Below are 17401 nucleotides of genomic sequence, written 5' to 3'. Positions count from 1 at the left end.
CCTATCGTTCCGACGTGCGGCGTTCCGTGTCGCCGTTTCAGGAACCGCATCGTGACCCGTATCCAGGCCAATCTCTTCCTGCTGTTTTCCGGCGCCGTCTGGGGCGCGGGCTTCGTCGCGCAATCGACGGCGATGGATGCGATCGGCCCGCTCTGGTTCATCGGCCTGCGCTTTGTCATCGCCACGGTGGTCGCAGCACCGCTGGCGCTCTGGGAAACCCGCAAGGCACGCGGGCCGATGCCGAAATCGAGCGTCCGCAACTTTATCTGGATCGGGCTTGCGCTCTTTGCAGGCGCCACGACCCAGCAGGTCGGCCTTTTGACGACCAGCGTCACCAATTCGGGTTTCCTCACCGGACTCTACGTCGTTTTCGTGCCGATGCTGACCGTCATCTTCCTGCGCAGGAAGCCCCACTGGGTCATCTGGCCGGCGGCCTTCATGGCGACGTTCGGAATTTTCCTCCTGAGCGGCGGCGAGCTGGCGCGCCTCACGAGCGGCGATGTCCTGACGATCGTCTGCGCGATGTTCTGGGCCGTCCAGCTCATCCTCGTCGGCATCTTTGCCGGCAGCACCGGCCGGCCAATGGCCCTGTCGATGACGCAGTTCGCCGTCTGTGCCGTGCTCGGTTGCACAGCCGCCGCCTTCCTTGAGCCGCTTGATCTTACCGCCGTGGCGAACGCGCTGCCGGAAATCCTCTATGCCGGCTTCTTTTCCAGCGGCATCGGCTTCATCTGCCAGGTAGTCGGCCAGCGCTATACGACCGCGCCGCAGGCGGCGATCTTCCTGTCGAGCGAAGCACTGTTTGCCGCTCTGTTCGGCGTCCTGCTGCTCGGAGAAACGATCACCCCGCTCGGCTATGTCGGCTGCGCGATCATTTTCGCGGCCATGCTGATCGTGGAGATCATACCTGAACTGACGAAGGCGAAAGCCGTTCCCGCCGGAGCGTGATTTTTAAGCGCATCTCTTTTCGGAATAACGGCGGTGTCATCTGGGGAAACGTCCGGGTTTTCGAGCAGGCTAATATTTAACGAAACTTCCCGAGTGAGCCGTGAGACCTTGGCATTCTGCGACATATCATGCCGCAAACAGCTCAAAAAACAAGCAAAGCAGCATAAATCGCAATATTTTCAATATCTTGCAATATATCCGTAGAAAAATCATATTTTTCAGCAGTTGATTGCTTTTTGAACAAACCAAATCGGCACACTTGTTTCAAAAAACTTTTGCTTGCCAATTTAAAATAAACACAGCAAGCTTATCGGGTTCGGGCAATCTGCGAACACGGGAAGACCTTAAATAACGCGCGCCGGGCACGCAAAATGTACCGGGCAGTCGGATAAAGACAGTGTTCGATGGCTGGCTGCAATTACAGGACCCTTTCCTCACAGTCGAGAACTGCCTGCCGCACGCCCCCTGGGGCAAACATTGTAATGCTGCCCGCCGCATCCGGGCAGAGGAAAAAGGACCTGACGCATGGCCGAGACTGGCATTGTTAAATTCTTCAACACCGACAAGGGCTTTGGCTTCATCAAACCCGATAACGGTGGCGCCGACATCTTCGTGCATATCTCCGCAGTGCAGGCCTCAGGCCTGAATGGACTGTCGGAAAATCAGAAGGTCAGCTTCGACACGGAACCGGATCGCCGCGGCAAAGGCCCGAAGGCGGTCAACCTGCAGGTCTCGGGCTAAGCTGCCGAGCTGCTGCAAACAGATTCAGTTGAAGCCCGGCCTTGCTGCCGGGTTTTTTCATTCACCCTGCGTTCAGTTTCGCCACAATATCCTGTTTTCATCATCAGGGACTAAACTATCCGACCCAAAACAGGATCGAAACAATGAATAAATGTATCAAAGCTGCCGTTCTTGCCCTTGCCACCGCGGCGACCGTCATCCCGACAGTCACGTCCGCGCAGGCTGAAGACTGGGGCCGCCGCCGCCATCACCGCGGTGATGCCGTTGCGGCCGGCGCTCTCGGTCTTGCCACCGGCGTGATCATCGGCGGCGCCATTGCCAGCCAGCCGCGTTACCAGGAGCGGGTCTATGTCGACCCGGAGCCGGAATATTACGAGCCGCGTCCAGTCTATCGCCGCGCCCGCCCCGTGGTGGTTGAAACGTATGGCGAACTGGAGCCATGGACACCCGGCTGGTACCGCTATTGCTCGCAACGCTATCGCTCGTTCGACTCCCAGTCCGGCACCTTCGTCGGTTATGACGGCAGGGAGTATTTCTGCAGGGCCGGCTAAAACCGCAATGTGACTTCAAAAAAAGGCACGTGCCGATCGGCACGTGCCTTTTTTGTCGTCTTGCTTTCGATACAGCGCCGCGCGTCAAGCCTGACGCGCAAAGGACGCTGTAGCACTTTGAAACCGCTGCGGCGCCTCCCCGGCGTCGCCTAAAGCGCGTCGCGATCTTTCAGATTCGCTAACCGCGCCTTAGGTCTTTGATTTTACGCATGTCGTTATCGCAAAACCGCTGCACACTTTTGCGCGACGTGCTTTAGAGGCCGCGAAGATAGGGATTGGTGCGGCGCTCCTCGCCGATCTGCCCCCCCGGCCCGTGGCCGCAGATGAAGCCGACGTTATCGCCGAGCGGCAGGATCTTGTCGCGAATCGAGTGAAGAAGTTGCTGGTGGTTGCCGCCTGGCAGATCGGTGCGGCCGATCGAGCCATGGAACAGCACGTCGCCGACATGGGCGAAACCCTGTTTGCGGTTGAAATAGACGACATGGCCGGGCGCATGGCCTGGGCAGTGCAGCACCTCGAAGACGTGATCGCCGAAGGAAACGGTATCTCCCTCCTCAAGCCACCGGTCCGGCAGCACGTTCTCGACCTTCATCGCCAGCCCGTACTTTTCCGCCTGCACCTCGAGCCCTTCGAGCAGCGGCTTGTCGTCCTTGTGCGGTCCGATGATATCGAGGTTCAGGGCGTTCTTGAGTTCTTTGGCACCGCCGGCGTGATCGACATGCCCGTGCGTCAACCAGATCGCCTTCAACGTGATGCCGTTTTCCTTGATGGTCTGCAGGATGACGTCAACGTCGCCGCCCGGATCGACGATCACGCCCTCCTTCGTTTCGCTGTCGAACAGAATCGTGCAATTCTGCTGGAAATGAGTAACCGGAATGATGCCCGCCTGTAGCATGCCGCCTCGCTGTCAAACTTTGTTGCGAAGCATATAGGACGGACACGGTGCAATGGAAACGGCCAATCGCGCGGATCCGGTCTTCATGATCAGCGGCGCGGCGACAGCCAGGCCAGACACATCGCTTTAGCGCGCTTCGGCAACTTCAATGGCTGCCGGCAATGGCGGCTGGAAGTTGACCGTGGTCATCAACAGAGCGAAGACCGCAAGCTTGGCGGCGATAACCGTGATGACGACCGGGCGCAATTGACGCGCGGTCGAATACGAATCCTGAGCAATATCCTCTTGCATCTGAATATCCTCCCGTTGGCGTCTAAACCCCGCCGTTGCTCGAATGGTTCCGGCAAAAGCGGAACAACTGCAGTATTTTGCATTGTCCTGATTTTCTCAGTTCCATGGGGAACACCGGCAGAATGCGCCGTTTCGCCACGCGTGCGGCGGCGCGCCGTGGCCGTCCTGCCAGCGATCTTCTGTTCGGATGCCGTATGAAGAAGGGGCCGCTGCCGGGCCGGCAATACGGGTGATCGTCTCGCACAGCGGCGTGCTCACCGTGATGGCGCCAAAAAGAAAGGCGGCTCCGAGGCCGCCCTTCTCAATTCCGCGCAGGAGCCCCGCCAGGGGTCATTCGGCGGCAGCGGGCACCGGATAGACTTCCTTCGTATAGTCGTTCATCAGCGTCTCGGAAATCGTGGCCGGCTTGAACGTGTAGGGGCCGATCTCGGAGACCGGCGTCACTTCGGCGGCCGATCCGGTCAGGAAGCACTCGGTGAAGCCTGTAAGTTCTTCCGGCATGATTACCCGCTCGACCACCTCGTAGCCGCGGCGCTGGGCAAGCTCGATGACCGTCTGGCGGGTGATGCCGTTGAGGAAGCAGTCCGGTGTCGGCGTGTGGATGACGCCATCCTTGACGAAGAAGATGTTGGCGCCTGTCGCTTCCGCGACCTGGCCGCGCCAGTCGAGCATCATCGCATCCGCATAGCCCTTGGCCTCGGCGGCATGTTTGGAGATGGTGCAGATCATGTAGAGACCGGCGGCCTTGGAGGCGCAGGGCGCCGTCCTCGGGTCCGGGCGGCGATATTCGGCGATGTCGAGGCGAATGCCCTTGAGCTTTTCGGCCGGATCGAAATAGCTGCCCCACTGCCAGATGGCGATGGCGACATTGATGCGGTTGTTCTGGGCCGAGACCCCCATCGATTCTGAGCCGCGCCAGGCGATCGGCCGGACATAGGCATCGGCGAAGCCCTGGCGCTTGAGAAGCTCGATCGTTGCCGCATCCAGTTCCTCGACCGAATAAGGCACCGTGAAGCCGAGGATTTCGGCCGACTTGTGCAGGCGCTGATTGTGCTCGGTCAATTTGAAGACGCGGCCGCCATAGGCGCGCTCGCCTTCGAAGACGGCGCTGGCATAATGCAGGCCATGCGTGAGCACATGGATCTTTGCGTCCTTCCAATCGACGAATTCACCGTTGAACCAGATCTGACCGTCCAACTGATCAAAGGGAACTGCTGCCATCGTCTCATCCTCCGGCGCTTAAACGCCATTCTTTGCGTTGATTGTCTTTCCTGTTTCAGTTTTACCGTCAAACTGAAGCGAGGAAAATCAGTTTTGGTGATTTTGGATTGGCGATCAGAGCGGCACGGCCTATCTTCAGTGACAGGTCAGCGTCGAATGTTCGCCTGTCTGCGGTAAAGACGCTTACCAATGGCGAAAAAATACGTCAACATTGCTGACATGTTTTTCGAAAGTTCGCAAAGTGCGTTAAAGTGAAAGGAAATGACGGCGTGGCAGGACAGCCGAACCAGAAGGCCGATGGGGACACCTCTGAGGCCGGGACAGACATGACGGACGCAGTGGATTTTGAGATCATCGAGCTCTTTTTCTTCGCCTATCGGGATTTCACCTCTGATCCGGACGTGATTCTCGAAAAACGCGGCTTCGGGCGGGCGCATCACCGCGTGCTGCACTTCGTCGACCGCGAACCCGGCATGACCGTTGCCGATCTGCTCGACACGTTGAGGATCACCAAGCAGAGCCTTGCCCGTGTTTTGAAACAGCTCATCGATTCAGGGTATATTCACCAAGTTGCCGGACCGGAGGACCGCAGGCAGCGCAAGCTCTATACAACAAAGGAAGGCAAGACGCTGGCAAGGGCCTTGGCCGAGCCACAGTCGCGGCGCATAGCCGAAGCCCTGGCCAAATCCGGCCCCGGCGCCCGCGACACGATCAAGCGCTTCCTTGCCGGCATGAAGACCGCCGACGAAAACTGAAATCCCGGCTTGCCGAGCCGGCAGCGACAGGACAGGGCATACGAGAGATGACAAAGACGCCGAGGATCGACGACGATGCCGCCCATCTTCTGGTGGTCGATGACGACCGCCGCATCCGCGATCTTCTGAACCGCTACCTGATGGAAAAGGGATTTCGCGTGACCACGGCGGCGGACGCCGGCGAGGCGCGCCGCAAGCTCGAGGGCATCGATTACGACCTGTTGATCGTCGACGTGATGATGCCGGGTGAAACCGGAATTTCGTTGACCCAGAGCCTGCGCAAGATCAAGACCGTGCCGGTGATCATGCTGACGGCCCTGGCGGAATCGAATGCCCGCATCGAGGGCCTGGAGGCCGGCGCCGACGACTATCTGCCCAAGCCCTTTGATCCGCGCGAACTGGTGCTGCGCATCAACAATATCCTGCGGCGCAACGCTCCCGCCAAGGCCCCGAAGATCGAACAGGTGATTTTCGGCCCTTTTACGTTCTCCGTCGTGCGCAAGGAATTGCGCCGGGGCGCGGACCATATCCGCCTCACCGACCGGGAGCAGGAAATCATGATGCTGTTCTCCCAGCGTGCCGGCGAAACCATTCCGCGCCATGAACTGGTGAGCGACGACGCCGAGGTCGGCGAACGAACCATCGACGTGCAGATCAACCGTCTGCGCCGCAAGATCGAGGACGACCCCTCAAACCCCGTCTGGCTGCAGACGGTGCGCGGCATCGGCTATCGGCTGAGCGTGGACTAGCGAAATGACCCGGCTGAGCTCTCATGGCAAGTTTTGATATCCTGCGGCGCTATCGGACAAAAACGGGGGACACCACCTGGAATCGTGTCCTACGCTGGCTGCGGCGGCAATTGCCGATGGGGCTCTACGCCCGCTCGCTGCTGATCGTCATCATTCCCATGGTCCTGTTGCAGTCGGTTGTCGCCTTCGTGTTCATGGAGCGGCATTGGCAGCTTGTCACCCAGCGTTTGTCGGCTGCCGTCACCGGCGACATCGCCGCGGTCATCGACCTGATCGAGACGATGCCGGAAAGCGACTATGCGACGATCGTGCGAATCGCACGCGAGAGACTAGACCTCAACGTCTCGATCGAGCCGGATGGCGAACTGCCTTCGCCGCGCCCAAAACCCTTCTTCGAGATCCTCGACCAGATCCTCAGCGAAGAGATTTCCAACAATATCCGCCTGCCCTTCTGGATCGATACGGTTGGCAACTCCGACCTTGTCGAAATCCGCATCAAGCTCGCCGATGATCGCATCCTCAGGGTCTATGCGCGCCGCAGCCAGGCCTACGCCTCGAATACGCATATCTTCATCGTCTGGATGGTCGGCGCCTCGCTGGTACTTTTGACCATCGCCATCCTCTTCCTGCGCGGCCAGATCCGGCCGATCCTTGCGCTTGCCAAGGCGGCGGAGAGTTTCGGCAAGGGCCAGAAGATCGACGATTTTTCGCCGCGCGGCGCCGACGAAATCCGCCGTGCCGGCCTTGCCTTCATCCAGATGCGTGAACGCATCGAACGCCAGATCGAGCAGCGAACCGCCATGCTTACCGGCGTCAGCCACGACCTGCGCACGATCCTCACCCGCTTCAAGCTGCAACTGGCGCTTGCCGGCGACAACGCCGATCTCGACAATCTCAACCAGGATGTCGAGGACATGCAGAGCATGCTCGAAGGCTACCTGTCTTTCGCTCGCGGCGAGGCGGAAGAGGATGTCGGCGAACTGAAGCTGCACGACCTGATGAACCGGCTGACGCTGGAAGCCGAACTGCAGGGCAAGACCGTGACGACCGCGATCGAGGGCGACGACAACGTGCGCGTCCGGCCCAATGCCTTCACCCGGCTGGTCGCCAACCTCGCCTCCAATGCCTACCGCTATGCCGACACCGTCCATATCGACGCCAAGCACAGCACGAAATGGATCACGGTCACGGTCGACGACGATGGCCCCGGCATTCCGGAATCGTCCCGCGACGACGTCTTCAAGCCGTTCTTCCGGCTCGACGAGGCGCGCAATCTCGACAGTTCGGGAACCGGCCTCGGCCTCGCCATCGCCCTCGACATCGCCCGCAGCCACGGCGGCAATGTTATCTTGTCGGATAGTCCATTAGGTGGGTTGAGGGCGACCGTGCGGGTGCCGGCTTAGTCACCGCGAATAACCGCCGGTCATTCCGCGCCGCGCGTTGAAACGGTGCCAGGCGTCGATGCGCTTGGGGTGGCGCGCCCGCATCGCGTCCAGCGGGGCAAGAAGGCGCCCTTCCCGCTGCCAGTGCGCATCGAAAATCTCGATGATGCGGCGGTTTGGCCAGGGCTTGTTGACGATCGACAGCAGCGCCTCGAAAGCCTCGGCTTCCCGCCCTGCGCCAAAACGGTGGGCGATGATGCCATAGGCGAAGGCGGTGGAACGGCTGACGCCCGCATGGCAATGCACGAGGATGCGGCTGTCATGCTGCTCGATGGCCGGGACCACAAGATTGAAAAACGACGTGATCGTTTCGGGAAAATGGCCGGTGGCCAGCGCGTTTTCCTGATCGCGCAGCCGCACGACATGGTGCGTTGCGCCGGAAATGCGCGGGACGAACTCATCGGCCAGCTCCGGATCGAGAAGCGAGACGACGTGCGTGGCCGACCAATCGCCCGCAACTGCGGCTGCATCGCGCAGGCAGGTGACGCGGACGAATTCACGGACGGCGTTCATGTCCATCGACAAAATTCCTACAGCATCTTCTTGCCGTTCGGCACCGGTCTGTCCACGGCGGTGAGAACAATGTCGCCGTTTTCATCCTCGAAGCCAAGCGTCAGGACTTCCGAGCGGAACGGACCGATCTGGCGCGGCGGAAAGTTGACGACGCCGAGCACCTGGCGGCCGATCAAGCTTTCCAGCGTGTAATGCACGGTGATCTGCGCCGAGGATTTCTTGACGCCGATCTCCGGACCGAAATCGATGACGATCTTGAAGGCGGGCTTGCGCGCCTCGGGAAAAGGAGACGCCTCGATGATCGTGCCGGCGCGAATATCGACGCGCTCGAAATCGGCGTAGGCGATGGTCTCGGTCATAAGAGAAATCCCGAATTAGCCCGCGAGTTCTTCCGCCCGTTTGCGGGCTGCGGCAATCGCCTTGTCGAACAGCGGCTGCATGCCGTCATCGGCCATGAGAATGGAAAGGGCCGCGGCCGTCGTTCCGCCCGGGGACGTCACGTTCTGCCGCAGCTTCGCGGCGTCATCGGGGGACTGGTGTAATAGTTCACCAGCCCCCGCGACGGTTTCCCGCGCAAGCCGCATGGCGAGGTCCGCCTGAAGACCGGCCTTGCGGCCGGCTTCCGCCATGCACTCGACGAGATAAAAGACATAGGCCGGGCCGCTGCCCGATACGGCCGTGACCGCATCGATATCGGCTTCCGTTTCGACCCATTCAACCGGGCCGCTGACTTTCAGGAGATTGTGGACGAGATCACGTTGTGCTTTTGACACGGCAGCGTTGGCAAAGGCGCCGGTGACACCGCGACCGATCATCGCCGGCGTGTTCGGCATGGCACGCACCATGGCGGCATCGCCGAGATGGGATTGCATGAAGCCGAGCGTCGTGCCGGCAGCAACCGAAACGACGACCGTTTCGGAGCCGACGAGCCGCTCTAGCGGCGGCAGCACCGTTGCCATCATCTGCGGCTTGACGGCGAGGAAGAGAACGTCGGCCTTCAGACCCTCGGGCGCTGAGGTTTCGTGGCGTACGCCGTTGTCGGCGATCAGCTTTGCCATGGCCGGCGCAGGGCCTGGATCGATGATCAGGATATTGGCGCCCGCAATGCCGCTTTTCAGCCAGCCGGCAAGCATGGCGCCGCCCATGTTGCCTGCGCCGATAAGGACGATTGGTCCCGAAGCATTCACGCTCATCGTCATGCCTCTCCGACAGTTTCGAACATCACGGCCTCGACCGCGCTCTGCGCATCGATGCCGGACCAAACGACGAACTGGAAGGCCTGGAAATAGGATTCGCAGGCTTCGAGCGCGCTGGACAAAAGCACCTCGACCTGCTGGTTGGTCGGCTCGGCACCGCCGGCAAGCAGAAGCGACTGGCGGAAGATTACCACATCTTCCTGGCGCCAGAGATCGAAATGCCCCATCAGTACCTGGCCATTGATATGGGAAAGCAACCGGATCACTTCGTTGACACGGCTTTCGGGAACCTTGATGTCGAAGGCGCAAGCGAGATGCAGCGCCTCGAATTCCTCCATCCAGGAGAAGGAGACATGATAGTCGGTCCACTTGCCCTCGACCGACATGGCGATCTCGTCTTCGCCTGAGCGTTCGAAACTCCAATCATTGTTGGCTGCGACGAACTCGATCATATCGACCGGGTTCGATTGGCGCTCAAGTTCCAGTTCCATCAGGCTCATGCATCACCCCAAAAGTCCCGGTGCAGGCATGCGTCGTCGCGCTCACACACGAAGGCTGCAAACTCAAACACCAGAAACGAACACTTATGATTGCCGGAAACACGACTATCCTGACTGATGTACCCTGTCCGGAGCTTGCGTGATCCGTTTCGAATCATCATTTAAAATCAGTGTATAATGCCGGAGTCCGCATGAAAGCCCCCAGCACGAAAAATAGCGCCGGCGGTTGTGGATAGGCTCTCTCAAATTGATTCAGCGCCGGTTCATAAGCGACTCTGCCGTAAGCATTTTTTGGCAGTGTCCACAGGGTGAAAAATTTATGAAAAATGCTGTTGAGACCGCAGTTGAGGACAGGCGCATTGTGCCGGTCCGGGACGCACGCGCCAAAGGCGAGCGAAAAGCGGAGGCGCAACCAGCGCCGCCGCCCTCGAATCTTTATTTCCCAGCCTCGGACAGGCGCGCTTCGAGCGCTGCGATCCGGGCCAGAAGCGCGTCGTTCTCCTCGCGCGCTTTCAGGGCCATCTCCCTGACCGCCTCGAACTCCTCGCGCTTGACGATGTCCATCGAATTCAGCAGGCGTTCACCCTGCGCGCGGAAGACGGTTTCCATCTCACGCCGCACGCCCTGAGCGGCGCCGGCAGCGTCCGTCATCAGCTTGGCGAAGTCATCCAGAATGCGGTTTGTGCCTGTACTCATCGTCTCGGTCTCCGTCCTCGCGTCCATTACCTGCCACATTGCAGGCTTGAGAGAGGAGGTAGGAGGACGGGCGGGCCGATGCAAGGAAAAATACCGGGATGACCGCCTTTCCTTCGCCAAACGCGCCTTGACCGCCTCTCCCCGGGAGCCCATGTTCCGCCAAACAACGGACCGGAACTGAAGCAAGACCTTGGAAACAATACCGACACTCTTCTCGATCATGCCGTTCCCGGATATCGATCCGGTGCTGATCTCCATTGGCCCATTGCAGATCCACTGGTACGGCCTTGCCTATGTGGCGGGCATTCTGATCGGCTGGCAATATGCCCGCAGGCTGGCGCGCAATACGCACCTGTGGCGCAATGAGACGCCGGCCATCACCGAAGCCCAGCTCGATGATTTCCTGCTCTGGGTCGCGGCCGGCATCGTCGGTGGCGGGCGCATCGGCTACATCCTGTTCTATGATCTCGGAAGAGTGCTCCAGAACCCGATCCGGGTGCTGGAAATCTGGAACGGCGGCATGTCCTTCCATGGCGGGCTGATTGGCACGATGATCGCGATGATCCTGTTTGCCCACCGCAACAAGATTGCCGTCTGGAGCCTTTTCGACATCGTCGCGGCCGTCGTGCCGATCGGCCTCTTCTTCGGTCGCATCGCCAATTTCATCAACGGCGAATTGTGGGGCAGGCTCTCGTCTGCACCATGGGCGGTCGTGTTCCCGACCGGCGGCCCCTTTGCCCGCCATCCGAGCCAACTCTATGAGGCCGCGCTCGAGGGTGTCGTCTTGCTGACGACCCTTGGCGTGATGATTTATCGCGGCTATGCGCTGAAAACGCCGGGCCTCGTCTGCGGCGTCTTCGCCGTCGGATACGGGTTGGCCCGCATCTTCGTCGAATTCTTCCGCGAACCGGATGCGCAGATCGGCTACCTCCTGGGCGGCTGGCTGACCATGGGCATGCTGCTGTCGCTGCCGATGGTCTTCATCGGTCTCTGGGCCATAGCGCGCGCCCGCCGCGCCAGCGCTGCAACCGCGTGAGAGGAGCGCCATGACGACGCCTCTTGCAGAAAAGATCAAGGCCATCATTCTTGCCAACGGCCCGATCAGCGTGACCGACTATTTCTCGCTCTGCCTAGCTGACCCGGAATACGGCTACTACAAGACACGCGAACCCTTCGGCCGGTCCGGAGACTTCATCACCGCGCCGGAGATCAGCCAGTTGTTCGGCGAAATGATGGGCATCTTCCTGGTCCAGGCCTGGCAGCGGCATGGCGAACCGGCGCCGGTCAACATCGCCGAGATCGGCCCTGGCCGCGGCACGATGATGGCGGACATCCTGCGCGTCATCGCCAAGCTGTCGCCGGCACTCTACGAGGCCGCCAATGTCCATCTGGTGGAAACCAGCGAACGGCTGCAGAAAGTCCAGAGCCAGACGCTGGTCGCGCACAAGTTCAAGATTTCCTGGCACGACAGTTTCGATACGCTGCCGGACGGTTTTCTGCTTTTGGCCGCCAACGAGCTTTTCGACGCCATTCCCATCCGCCAATTCGTCAAGACCGCGCAGGGGTTCAGGGAAAGGCTCGTCGGCCTCGATGCCGAAGGTAAGCTGACTTTTGCCGCCGGCGTTGCCGGCATCGATCCGGCTCTCCTGCCACCGGCCGCCGCAAACGCCCCGCCCGGCAGCATTTTCGAGATCGCCCCCGCCCGTGACGCCGTGATGACGACACTGTGCGAACGCATCAGGACAAGCGGCGGCACTGCGGTCATCATCGACTATGGCCATATCGCGACAGGTCTCGGCGATACTTTGCAGGCGGTGCGCGAGCATCAATTCGATCCACCGCTCAAACACCCCGGTGAAGCCGATATCACCAGCCATGTCGATTTCGAACAGCTTGCCCGGCGCGCCGCAACGGAAGCCCTGCAGATCAACGGGCTGACCTATCAGGGCGACTTTCTGCTTGCGCTGGGTCTTGCCGAACGCGCCGCAGCGCTCGGCCGTGACAAGGACACGGAGACGCAAGGAAACATTCGCGCGGACGCAGAAAGACTGGCTGGTGCTGGCGAAGGAAAGATGGGGGAACTGTTCAAGGTCCTCGTCGTCAGCAGCCCGAATGTGGCTCTCGTGCCCTTCCAGAAATAGCGGCTGGCCAGAGCCGGCGGCGACACCGGCTGTCGTTTCGACGGATTGACAGCGGCGGCCCCTGAGGCCAACATCCGGCCAAATCAGCCGGGGCGGTAGGTCCGATATGCCCGGGAAACCAACCGCATTGCAGCATTTCGAAAGGGCAAAACCACCGATGAAGGATGATGCCCTGCCCCTGCCCGTGCAAAGCCCGCTTCTGTCCGAACGGGCGGGAAACGCTGTAAAACATGGCTACTTCACCCGTGCAGGTGGCGTTTCAGAAGGCATCTATCGAGGCCTGAATGTCGGGCTTGGCTCGAATGACGAACGCTCCCGCGTGGAAGAGAATCGCGCCCGTGTCAGCGCTTGGTTCGGCGCAGGGCCGCACAAGCTGGCAACGGTGCATCAGGTCCATTCGCCGGATGCCGTTATCGTCGACGGCAGCTATGACGGCACGCGAGTCCCAGCGGACGCGCTTGCAACGGCGACACCAGGTCTGGTGATCGGCGTGCTTTCGGCTGATTGCGGCCCCGTTCTTTTTGCGGATGCGCATGCGGGCGTCGTCGGCGCCGCGCATGCCGGCTGGAAGGGCGCGTTGACCGGCGTGCTCGAAAGCACGATCGGCGCAATGATCTCGCTCGGCGCTCGCCGCGAACGCATCATCGCCAGTCTTGGCCCCTCGATCAGCCGCCGGAACTACGAGGTCGGTTCGGAGTTCATCGAGCGGTTTCTCGAACAGGATCCCGGCCATGAGATCTTCTTTGCCCCCTCGCCGCGCAAGGGTCACGCCATGTTCGATCTCCCGGGACTGACGATCAAGCGGCTGACCGAGGCGGGCGTCACGGCGGAAAATCTCGATATTTGCACCTATGCGGACGAGGAGCGCTTCTTCTCCTACCGCCGAACCACCCATCGCAGCGAGCCGGACTACGGCCGGCAAATCTCTGCAATATCCATTCGGGAGGCATGACATGGCACTGCATTTCACGCAGGACGAATTCGCGAGCCGTCTGGAGCGGCTGACGGCGAAGATGAAGGAGGAGAAGCTTGCCGCCATGCTCCTGTTCGCGCAGGAAAGCATGTACTGGCTGACCGGCTACGATACCTTCGGTTACTGCTTCTTCCAGACGCTGGTGGTGAAGGCAGATGGATCGATGGTGCTGCTGACGCGCTCGGCCGACCTGCGCCAGGCCAAGCACACCTCGAATATCGAGCGCGTCGAGATCTGGGTCGACCGCGTCAATGCCGACCCGACCATGGACCTGAAGAACCTTCTGAGCGATCTCGACCTGCTCGGCGCGCGCATCGGCATCGAATACGACACGCATGGCATGACCGGCCGCATCGCCCGCCTCCTCGATCATCAGTTGACGAATTTTGGCGAACTGATCGATGCCTCGCTGCTGGTCAGCCGCCTGCGCCTGATCAAGAGCCCGGCGGAAATCCTCCATGTCGAGAAGGCAGCAAGCCTTGCCGATGACGCGCTCGATGCCGCGCTTCCCCTGATTAACGCCGGCGGCAGCGAAGCGGCCATTCTGGCCGCCATGCAGGGCGCTGTCCTTGCCGGCGGCGGCGACTATCCGGCCAATGAATTCATTATCGGATCGGGCGCCGATGCGCTTCTGTGCCGCTACAAGGCCGGGCGCCGGACACTGGACGCGCAGGACCAACTGACGCTGGAATGGGCAGGCGTCAGCGCGCACTACCACGCCGCCATGATGCGCACGGTCGTCATCGGCGAGCCGACCAATCGCCACCGCGAGCTCTACAGCGCCTGCCGTGAGACGATCCAGGCGATCGAGATGGTCCTCAGGCCCGGCAATACCTTCGGCACCGTCTTCGACATGCATTCGAAGATCATGGACGAACGCGGCCTTGCGCGCCACCGGCTCAATGCCTGCGGTTATTCGCTCGGCGCCCGCTTCTCGCCATCCTGGATGGAACACCAGATGTTCCACATCGGCAATCCGCAGGAGATCGCGCCCGACATGTCTCTCTTCGTGCACATGATCATCATGGACAGCGACAGCGGCACGGCCATGACGCTCGGCCAGACCTACCTGACCACGGACGGGGCGCCGAAAGCTCTGTCACGCTATGGACTGGACTTCATAACTGCTTAGGAAAATTGATCTACCGTTCGCGGGACAGGCGGAGAAAGGTGGGGGCCTTGATCACTCCGTCGCCCGAGGAAACCGGACGGTAGAACGATGCGCAAATCGATCATGCTCATTGCAGGCCTTGGAATTGTTGCGGCCCTTTCGGGCTGCAACAGCATGGATGATCTAACCCCACAGGTCGATGTCGGCGGTGGTACCTTTCGCTCCCCGCCGGTCAACCAGTCCGATCTCGATTCCATGTCGCAACAGACCGTTGAGGTCACTCCCCAGGCAACGACGCCAGTGCAGAGCACGCAGTTCGCTGCGCCCGTGCAGGAGGGCTTTGTCGAAGGACCAACCGGTACGGTTCTCGCCCAGGGCGACGCCGAATATACTGATCCGGCCGGATCGCTGGACGCACAGGCAGGACGCCTGCAGCAGGGGCAGGTCCCGGCGCAGCAGCTGGTCTCGCGTCGTGCCGCCATCGCAGAATCGACCGAGACGACGTCTCGCGACGAAGCCGCCCCGGCCGAACAACAGCAATCCGCAGAGCCGCTTCGTGCCGAGGAAGAGACGCCTGAGATCCAAAAGCCGCAGGAGGCAGCAGCAATCGCCCCGGCAACAGCGGCCGGAACCATCCGCTTTCTGCCGATCATTGGCGCCCCCGTCGAGGCCGTCACGCCCCTGTCGAAACAGCTCGGCAACGAGGCGCGCTCGCATGGCCTGTCGATCAAGAGCGCATCCGATACCAGCAGTCAGCACATCCTGAAAGGCTATTTCTCGGCGCTGAAGGACGGCGACAAGACGACGGTCGTCTATGTCTGGGACGTGCTCGATGGCTCCGGCAACCGGCTGCACCGCATCCAGGGCCAGAACACGGTCGATGCCACCGCCGCCAATCTCTGGTCGGTCGTGCCGCCGCAAACGATGCAGACGATCGCCACCAGGACGATCGCCGAATATCTGAACTGGCGCGCGAAAAACGCTGGATAGTCTTGCCGAACGGCTGCGATACCGCCTTGTGGGCGTCGAATCTCGCTCGCGCGACCATCGTGATGGAAAACTTTTTAGGATAAACCGCGCTGCAACGCGGCAATCCTCTTGCATTCAAAGTCAAGGACGTTATGAAGCGCGCAGAGGCTAGGGACGATCGAGACCCCGGCTGGCTTACGGAATTTGCGTGGGTAGCGACCCGCGCCAGCACAGGCGGACCATCGATGAAGGTTTTCGCAGGCAACTCGAACCGGCTCTTGGCCGAAGCGATCTGCAATTATCTCAACCTGCCCCTGGGCAAAGCGACCGTCAGACGGTTTGCGGACCAGGAAATCTTCGTGGAAATTCAGGAAAACGTGCGCGGCGAGGACGTTTTCGTCGTCCAGTCGACATCGTTTCCGACCAACGACCACCTGATGGAACTGCTGATCATGATCGACGCCATGCGCCGGTCGTCAGCCCGCCGCATCACCGCCGTCATTCCCTATTTCGGCTATGCCCGCCAGGACCGCAAGCCCGGTCCCCGCACGCCGATCTCGGCCAAGCTGGTCGCCAACCTCATCACCGAGGCCGGCGCCGACCGCGTGCTGACGCTCGACCTTCACGCCGGCCAGATCCAGGGTTTCTTCGACATTCCCACAGACAACCTCTACGCCGTGCCGATCCTGGCGCGCGACGTGAAGGAAAACTACAACCTCGAAAACGTCATGGTCGTATCGCCCGACGTCGGCGGCGTGGTGCGTGCGCGAGCGCTCGCCAAGCGCCTCGACTGTCAGCTGGCGATCGTCGACAAGCGGCGCGAACGCGCCGGCGAGTCCGAAGTGATGAACGTCATCGGTGACGTCACCGGCAAGGACTGTCTGCTGATCGACGATATCGTCGACTCCGGCGGCACGCTCTGCAATGCCGCCGAGGCGCTTCTGAAGAACGGCGCGACCAGCGTCACGGCCTATATCACCCACGGCGTGCTTTCCGGCGGCGCGGTTGCCCGCGTCACCTCCTCGAAGCTGAAGGAGCTGGTGATCACCGATTCAATCCAGCCGACGACGGCGGTGCAGTCGGCCCACAACATCCGCGTCATCTCGACCGCCAGCCTGATGGGCGAAGCGATCAACCGCACCAGCCAGGAAGAATCGGTCTCCAGCCTGTTCGATTGATCAGGCGACGCGGCGGTGCAAAGGCTCACCGCGACAGGGGAATGGCGCAGGCCTCGCCACCGGTGAACAACCGCGAGCGCGTGAGGAAGCGTCGCTCGCGGCCATTGTCGAGCGAGAACATGCCGCCCCTGCCCGGAACGACATCGATGATCAGTTGCGTGTGTTTCCAGACCTCGAACTGGCTCGCGCTAATATAGACAGGCACGCCGCCGATCTCGCCGAGCTTCACGTCATTGTCGCCGACGATGTATTCATCCGCCGGATAACACATGGGCGAAGAGCCGTCGCAGCAGCCGCCGGACTGGTGGAACAGGATATGCGGATGGTCGTGCTGGATTTCCCTGATGAAGGCGAGTGCTGCGTCAGTGGCGAGAACGCGGGGCTCACCGTTGGTGATGTCGGTCATGGGCTACCCTCCCCTTGAGGGGGAGGGTCGGACCGTAGGTCCGGGGTGGGGTGATCCTTCGCGAATGCCGTCGTCCAGAGAGGCGCTTTCATCATCAGCCCGTTTTCTTCCTTCAAGAGGTTGAG

The 17401-nt window shown here is 60.9% G+C and carries 21 protein-coding genes; 12 read left to right on the top strand and 9 right to left on the bottom strand.

The genetic code is table 11. The features are described 5' to 3' along the window. Nucleotides 1–51: 51 nt before the first annotated feature. The 3 genes from ACSQ2W_RS13985 (at nucleotide 52) to ACSQ2W_RS13975 (ending at nucleotide 2240) form a co-directional block, all read left to right on the top strand. Nucleotides 52–948: a DMT family transporter gene (locus tag ACSQ2W_RS13985; protein WP_436086781.1), complete on the top strand. Its 897-nt coding sequence runs from the start codon at nucleotides 52–54 to the stop codon at nucleotides 946–948. 525 nt (nucleotides 949–1473) lie between these two features. After that, entirely contained in the window at nucleotides 1474–1689 is a 216-nt protein-coding gene (locus tag ACSQ2W_RS13980) for a cold-shock protein (protein ID WP_037098666.1), read from the top strand. A gap of 143 nt (nucleotides 1690–1832) precedes the next feature. Beyond that, nucleotides 1833–2240 carry a BA14K family protein gene (locus tag ACSQ2W_RS13975; RefSeq protein WP_436086780.1) on the top strand — a complete coding sequence of 136 codons (408 nt, stop codon included), beginning with the start codon at nucleotides 1833–1835 and terminating at the stop codon, nucleotides 2238–2240. 253 nt (nucleotides 2241–2493) lie between these two features. On the opposite strand, the gene ACSQ2W_RS13970 is transcribed toward ACSQ2W_RS13975, so the two are convergent. The 3 genes from ACSQ2W_RS13970 to ACSQ2W_RS13960 all read right to left on the bottom strand — a co-directional run bounded on the left by ACSQ2W_RS13970 (nucleotide 2494) and on the right by ACSQ2W_RS13960 (nucleotide 4647). Then, nucleotides 2494–3135, bottom strand: coding sequence for an MBL fold metallo-hydrolase (locus ACSQ2W_RS13970; protein WP_436086779.1), 642 nt, complete (start codon nucleotides 3133–3135; stop codon nucleotides 2494–2496). A 126-nt stretch (nucleotides 3136–3261) separates the two neighbouring features. Continuing rightward, nucleotides 3262–3426 (bottom strand): hypothetical protein, encoded by a 165-nt coding sequence (locus ACSQ2W_RS13965; RefSeq protein ID WP_436080677.1) that lies wholly within the window; start codon nucleotides 3424–3426, stop codon nucleotides 3262–3264. 330 nt (nucleotides 3427–3756) lie between these two features. Further along, nucleotides 3757–4647 carry a branched-chain amino acid aminotransferase gene (locus tag ACSQ2W_RS13960; protein ID WP_436086778.1) on the bottom strand — a complete coding sequence of 297 codons (891 nt, stop codon included), beginning with the start codon at nucleotides 4645–4647 and terminating at the stop codon, nucleotides 3757–3759. 269 nt (nucleotides 4648–4916) lie between these two features. Here ACSQ2W_RS13960 and ACSQ2W_RS13955 point away from each other — a divergent pair, with 269 nt between their 5' ends. The 3 genes from ACSQ2W_RS13955 to ACSQ2W_RS13945 are packed head-to-tail and all read left to right on the top strand — an operon-like array spanning nucleotide 4917 to nucleotide 7554. Then, entirely contained in the window at nucleotides 4917–5402 is a 486-nt protein-coding gene (locus ACSQ2W_RS13955) for a MarR family winged helix-turn-helix transcriptional regulator (RefSeq protein ID WP_436086777.1), read from the top strand. Nucleotides 5403–5449: 47 nt separating this feature from the next. After that, nucleotides 5450–6151, top strand: coding sequence for a response regulator (locus ACSQ2W_RS13950; RefSeq protein ID WP_436080674.1), 702 nt, complete (start codon nucleotides 5450–5452; stop codon nucleotides 6149–6151). A 23-nt stretch (nucleotides 6152–6174) separates the two neighbouring features. Then, nucleotides 6175–7554: an ATP-binding protein gene (locus ACSQ2W_RS13945; protein WP_436086776.1), complete on the top strand. Its 1380-nt coding sequence runs from the start codon at nucleotides 6175–6177 to the stop codon at nucleotides 7552–7554. Here ACSQ2W_RS13945 and ACSQ2W_RS13940 read toward each other — a convergent pair whose 3' ends face one another. The 5 genes from ACSQ2W_RS13940 to ACSQ2W_RS13920 all read right to left on the bottom strand — a co-directional run bounded on the left by ACSQ2W_RS13940 (nucleotide 7555) and on the right by ACSQ2W_RS13920 (nucleotide 10498). Next, nucleotides 7555–8112 (bottom strand): protein tyrosine phosphatase, encoded by a 558-nt coding sequence (locus tag ACSQ2W_RS13940; RefSeq protein ID WP_436086775.1) that lies wholly within the window; start codon nucleotides 8110–8112, stop codon nucleotides 7555–7557. Between the two features lie 11 nt (nucleotides 8113–8123). Continuing rightward, nucleotides 8124–8465 (bottom strand): tRNA-binding protein, encoded by a 342-nt coding sequence (locus ACSQ2W_RS13935; protein ID WP_436086774.1) that lies wholly within the window; start codon nucleotides 8463–8465, stop codon nucleotides 8124–8126. 15 nt (nucleotides 8466–8480) lie between these two features. Beyond that, nucleotides 8481–9299: a pyrroline-5-carboxylate reductase gene (proC, locus tag ACSQ2W_RS13930; RefSeq protein ID WP_436086773.1), complete on the bottom strand. Its 819-nt coding sequence runs from the start codon at nucleotides 9297–9299 to the stop codon at nucleotides 8481–8483. 2 nt (nucleotides 9300–9301) lie between these two features. After that, on the bottom strand, nucleotides 9302–9802 hold the full coding sequence (locus ACSQ2W_RS13925; protein WP_436080667.1) for a YbjN domain-containing protein: 501 nt from the start codon (nucleotides 9800–9802) through the stop codon (nucleotides 9302–9304). A gap of 435 nt (nucleotides 9803–10237) precedes the next feature. Further along, nucleotides 10238–10498, bottom strand: coding sequence for an accessory factor UbiK family protein (locus ACSQ2W_RS13920; RefSeq protein WP_349435109.1), 261 nt, complete (start codon nucleotides 10496–10498; stop codon nucleotides 10238–10240). Nucleotides 10499–10718: 220 nt separating this feature from the next. Between ACSQ2W_RS13920 and lgt the strand changes: the two genes are divergently transcribed. From lgt to ACSQ2W_RS13890, 6 genes are all read left to right on the top strand, one after another. After that, nucleotides 10719–11534 carry a prolipoprotein diacylglyceryl transferase gene (lgt, locus tag ACSQ2W_RS13915; protein WP_436087785.1) on the top strand — a complete coding sequence of 272 codons (816 nt, stop codon included), beginning with the start codon at nucleotides 10719–10721 and terminating at the stop codon, nucleotides 11532–11534. Between the two features lie 10 nt (nucleotides 11535–11544). Further along, nucleotides 11545–12639 carry a class I SAM-dependent methyltransferase gene (locus ACSQ2W_RS13910; RefSeq protein ID WP_436086772.1) on the top strand — a complete coding sequence of 365 codons (1095 nt, stop codon included), beginning with the start codon at nucleotides 11545–11547 and terminating at the stop codon, nucleotides 12637–12639. A 157-nt stretch (nucleotides 12640–12796) separates the two neighbouring features. Further along, nucleotides 12797–13591: a peptidoglycan editing factor PgeF gene (pgeF, locus tag ACSQ2W_RS13905; RefSeq protein ID WP_436086771.1), complete on the top strand. Its 795-nt coding sequence runs from the start codon at nucleotides 12797–12799 to the stop codon at nucleotides 13589–13591. Between the two features lies 1 nt (nucleotide 13592). Beyond that, nucleotides 13593–14744 carry a M24 family metallopeptidase gene (locus ACSQ2W_RS13900; RefSeq protein ID WP_436086770.1) on the top strand — a complete coding sequence of 384 codons (1152 nt, stop codon included), beginning with the start codon at nucleotides 13593–13595 and terminating at the stop codon, nucleotides 14742–14744. Between the two features lie 87 nt (nucleotides 14745–14831). Beyond that, complete coding sequence (locus ACSQ2W_RS13895; protein ID WP_436086769.1) at nucleotides 14832–15713, top strand: hypothetical protein; 882 nt, start codon at nucleotides 14832–14834, stop codon at nucleotides 15711–15713. Nucleotides 15714–15937: 224 nt separating this feature from the next. After that, the gene (locus ACSQ2W_RS13890) at nucleotides 15938–16870 is read left to right on the top strand and encodes a ribose-phosphate pyrophosphokinase (RefSeq protein ID WP_436080662.1); all 933 of its coding nucleotides are present in this window, start codon (nucleotides 15938–15940) and stop codon (nucleotides 16868–16870) included. A gap of 25 nt (nucleotides 16871–16895) precedes the next feature. Here ACSQ2W_RS13890 and ACSQ2W_RS13885 read toward each other — a convergent pair whose 3' ends face one another. Further along, complete coding sequence (locus tag ACSQ2W_RS13885; RefSeq protein WP_436086768.1) at nucleotides 16896–17276, bottom strand: DUF779 domain-containing protein; 381 nt, start codon at nucleotides 17274–17276, stop codon at nucleotides 16896–16898. Nucleotides 17277–17401 lie beyond the last annotated feature (125 nt).

Origin of the sequence: Pararhizobium sp. LjRoot255, assembly GCF_964252905.1 — a bacterium.
Taxonomy (GTDB): domain Bacteria; phylum Pseudomonadota; class Alphaproteobacteria; order Rhizobiales; family Rhizobiaceae; genus Pararhizobium.
The sequence above is the reverse complement of the archived record's forward strand: the minus strand, read 5'-3'. Positions and strand labels throughout refer to the sequence as shown.

What these genes read in the sequence shown, in the direction of transcription:
- ACSQ2W_RS13980 (WP_037098666.1), top strand. Translation starts at nt 1,474, where the DNA reads ATGGCCGAGACTGGCATTGTTAAATTCTTCAACACCGACAAGGGCTTT.
- ACSQ2W_RS13975 (WP_436086780.1), top strand. Translation starts at nt 1,833, where the DNA reads ATGAATAAATGTATCAAAGCTGCCGTTCTTGCCCTTGCCACCGCGGCG.
- ACSQ2W_RS13970 (WP_436086779.1), bottom strand. Translation starts at nt 3,135, where the DNA reads ATGCTACAGGCGGGCATCATTCCGGTTACTCATTTCCAGCAGAATTGC.
- ACSQ2W_RS13965 (WP_436080677.1), bottom strand. Translation starts at nt 3,426, where the DNA reads ATGCAAGAGGATATTGCTCAGGATTCGTATTCGACCGCGCGTCAATTG.
- ACSQ2W_RS13960 (WP_436086778.1), bottom strand. Translation starts at nt 4,647, where the DNA reads ATGGCAGCAGTTCCCTTTGATCAGTTGGACGGTCAGATCTGGTTCAAC.
- ACSQ2W_RS13950 (WP_436080674.1), top strand. Translation starts at nt 5,450, where the DNA reads ATGACAAAGACGCCGAGGATCGACGACGATGCCGCCCATCTTCTGGTG.
- ACSQ2W_RS13945 (WP_436086776.1), top strand. Translation starts at nt 6,175, where the DNA reads ATGGCAAGTTTTGATATCCTGCGGCGCTATCGGACAAAAACGGGGGAC.
- ACSQ2W_RS13940 (WP_436086775.1), bottom strand. Translation starts at nt 8,112, where the DNA reads ATGGACATGAACGCCGTCCGTGAATTCGTCCGCGTCACCTGCCTGCGC.
- ACSQ2W_RS13935 (WP_436086774.1), bottom strand. Translation starts at nt 8,465, where the DNA reads ATGACCGAGACCATCGCCTACGCCGATTTCGAGCGCGTCGATATTCGC.
- proC (WP_436086773.1), bottom strand. Translation starts at nt 9,299, where the DNA reads ATGAGCGTGAATGCTTCGGGACCAATCGTCCTTATCGGCGCAGGCAAC.
- ACSQ2W_RS13925 (WP_436080667.1), bottom strand. Translation starts at nt 9,802, where the DNA reads ATGAGCCTGATGGAACTGGAACTTGAGCGCCAATCGAACCCGGTCGAT.
- ACSQ2W_RS13920 (WP_349435109.1), bottom strand. Translation starts at nt 10,498, where the DNA reads ATGAGTACAGGCACAAACCGCATTCTGGATGACTTCGCCAAGCTGATG.
- lgt (WP_436087785.1), top strand. Translation starts at nt 10,719, where the DNA reads ATGCCGTTCCCGGATATCGATCCGGTGCTGATCTCCATTGGCCCATTG.
- ACSQ2W_RS13910 (WP_436086772.1), top strand. Translation starts at nt 11,545, where the DNA reads ATGACGACGCCTCTTGCAGAAAAGATCAAGGCCATCATTCTTGCCAAC.
- pgeF (WP_436086771.1), top strand. Translation starts at nt 12,797, where the DNA reads ATGAAGGATGATGCCCTGCCCCTGCCCGTGCAAAGCCCGCTTCTGTCC.
- ACSQ2W_RS13900 (WP_436086770.1), top strand. Translation starts at nt 13,593, where the DNA reads ATGGCACTGCATTTCACGCAGGACGAATTCGCGAGCCGTCTGGAGCGG.
- ACSQ2W_RS13895 (WP_436086769.1), top strand. Translation starts at nt 14,832, where the DNA reads ATGCGCAAATCGATCATGCTCATTGCAGGCCTTGGAATTGTTGCGGCC.
- ACSQ2W_RS13890 (WP_436080662.1), top strand. Translation starts at nt 15,938, where the DNA reads ATGAAGGTTTTCGCAGGCAACTCGAACCGGCTCTTGGCCGAAGCGATC.
- ACSQ2W_RS13885 (WP_436086768.1), bottom strand. Translation starts at nt 17,276, where the DNA reads ATGACCGACATCACCAACGGTGAGCCCCGCGTTCTCGCCACTGACGCA.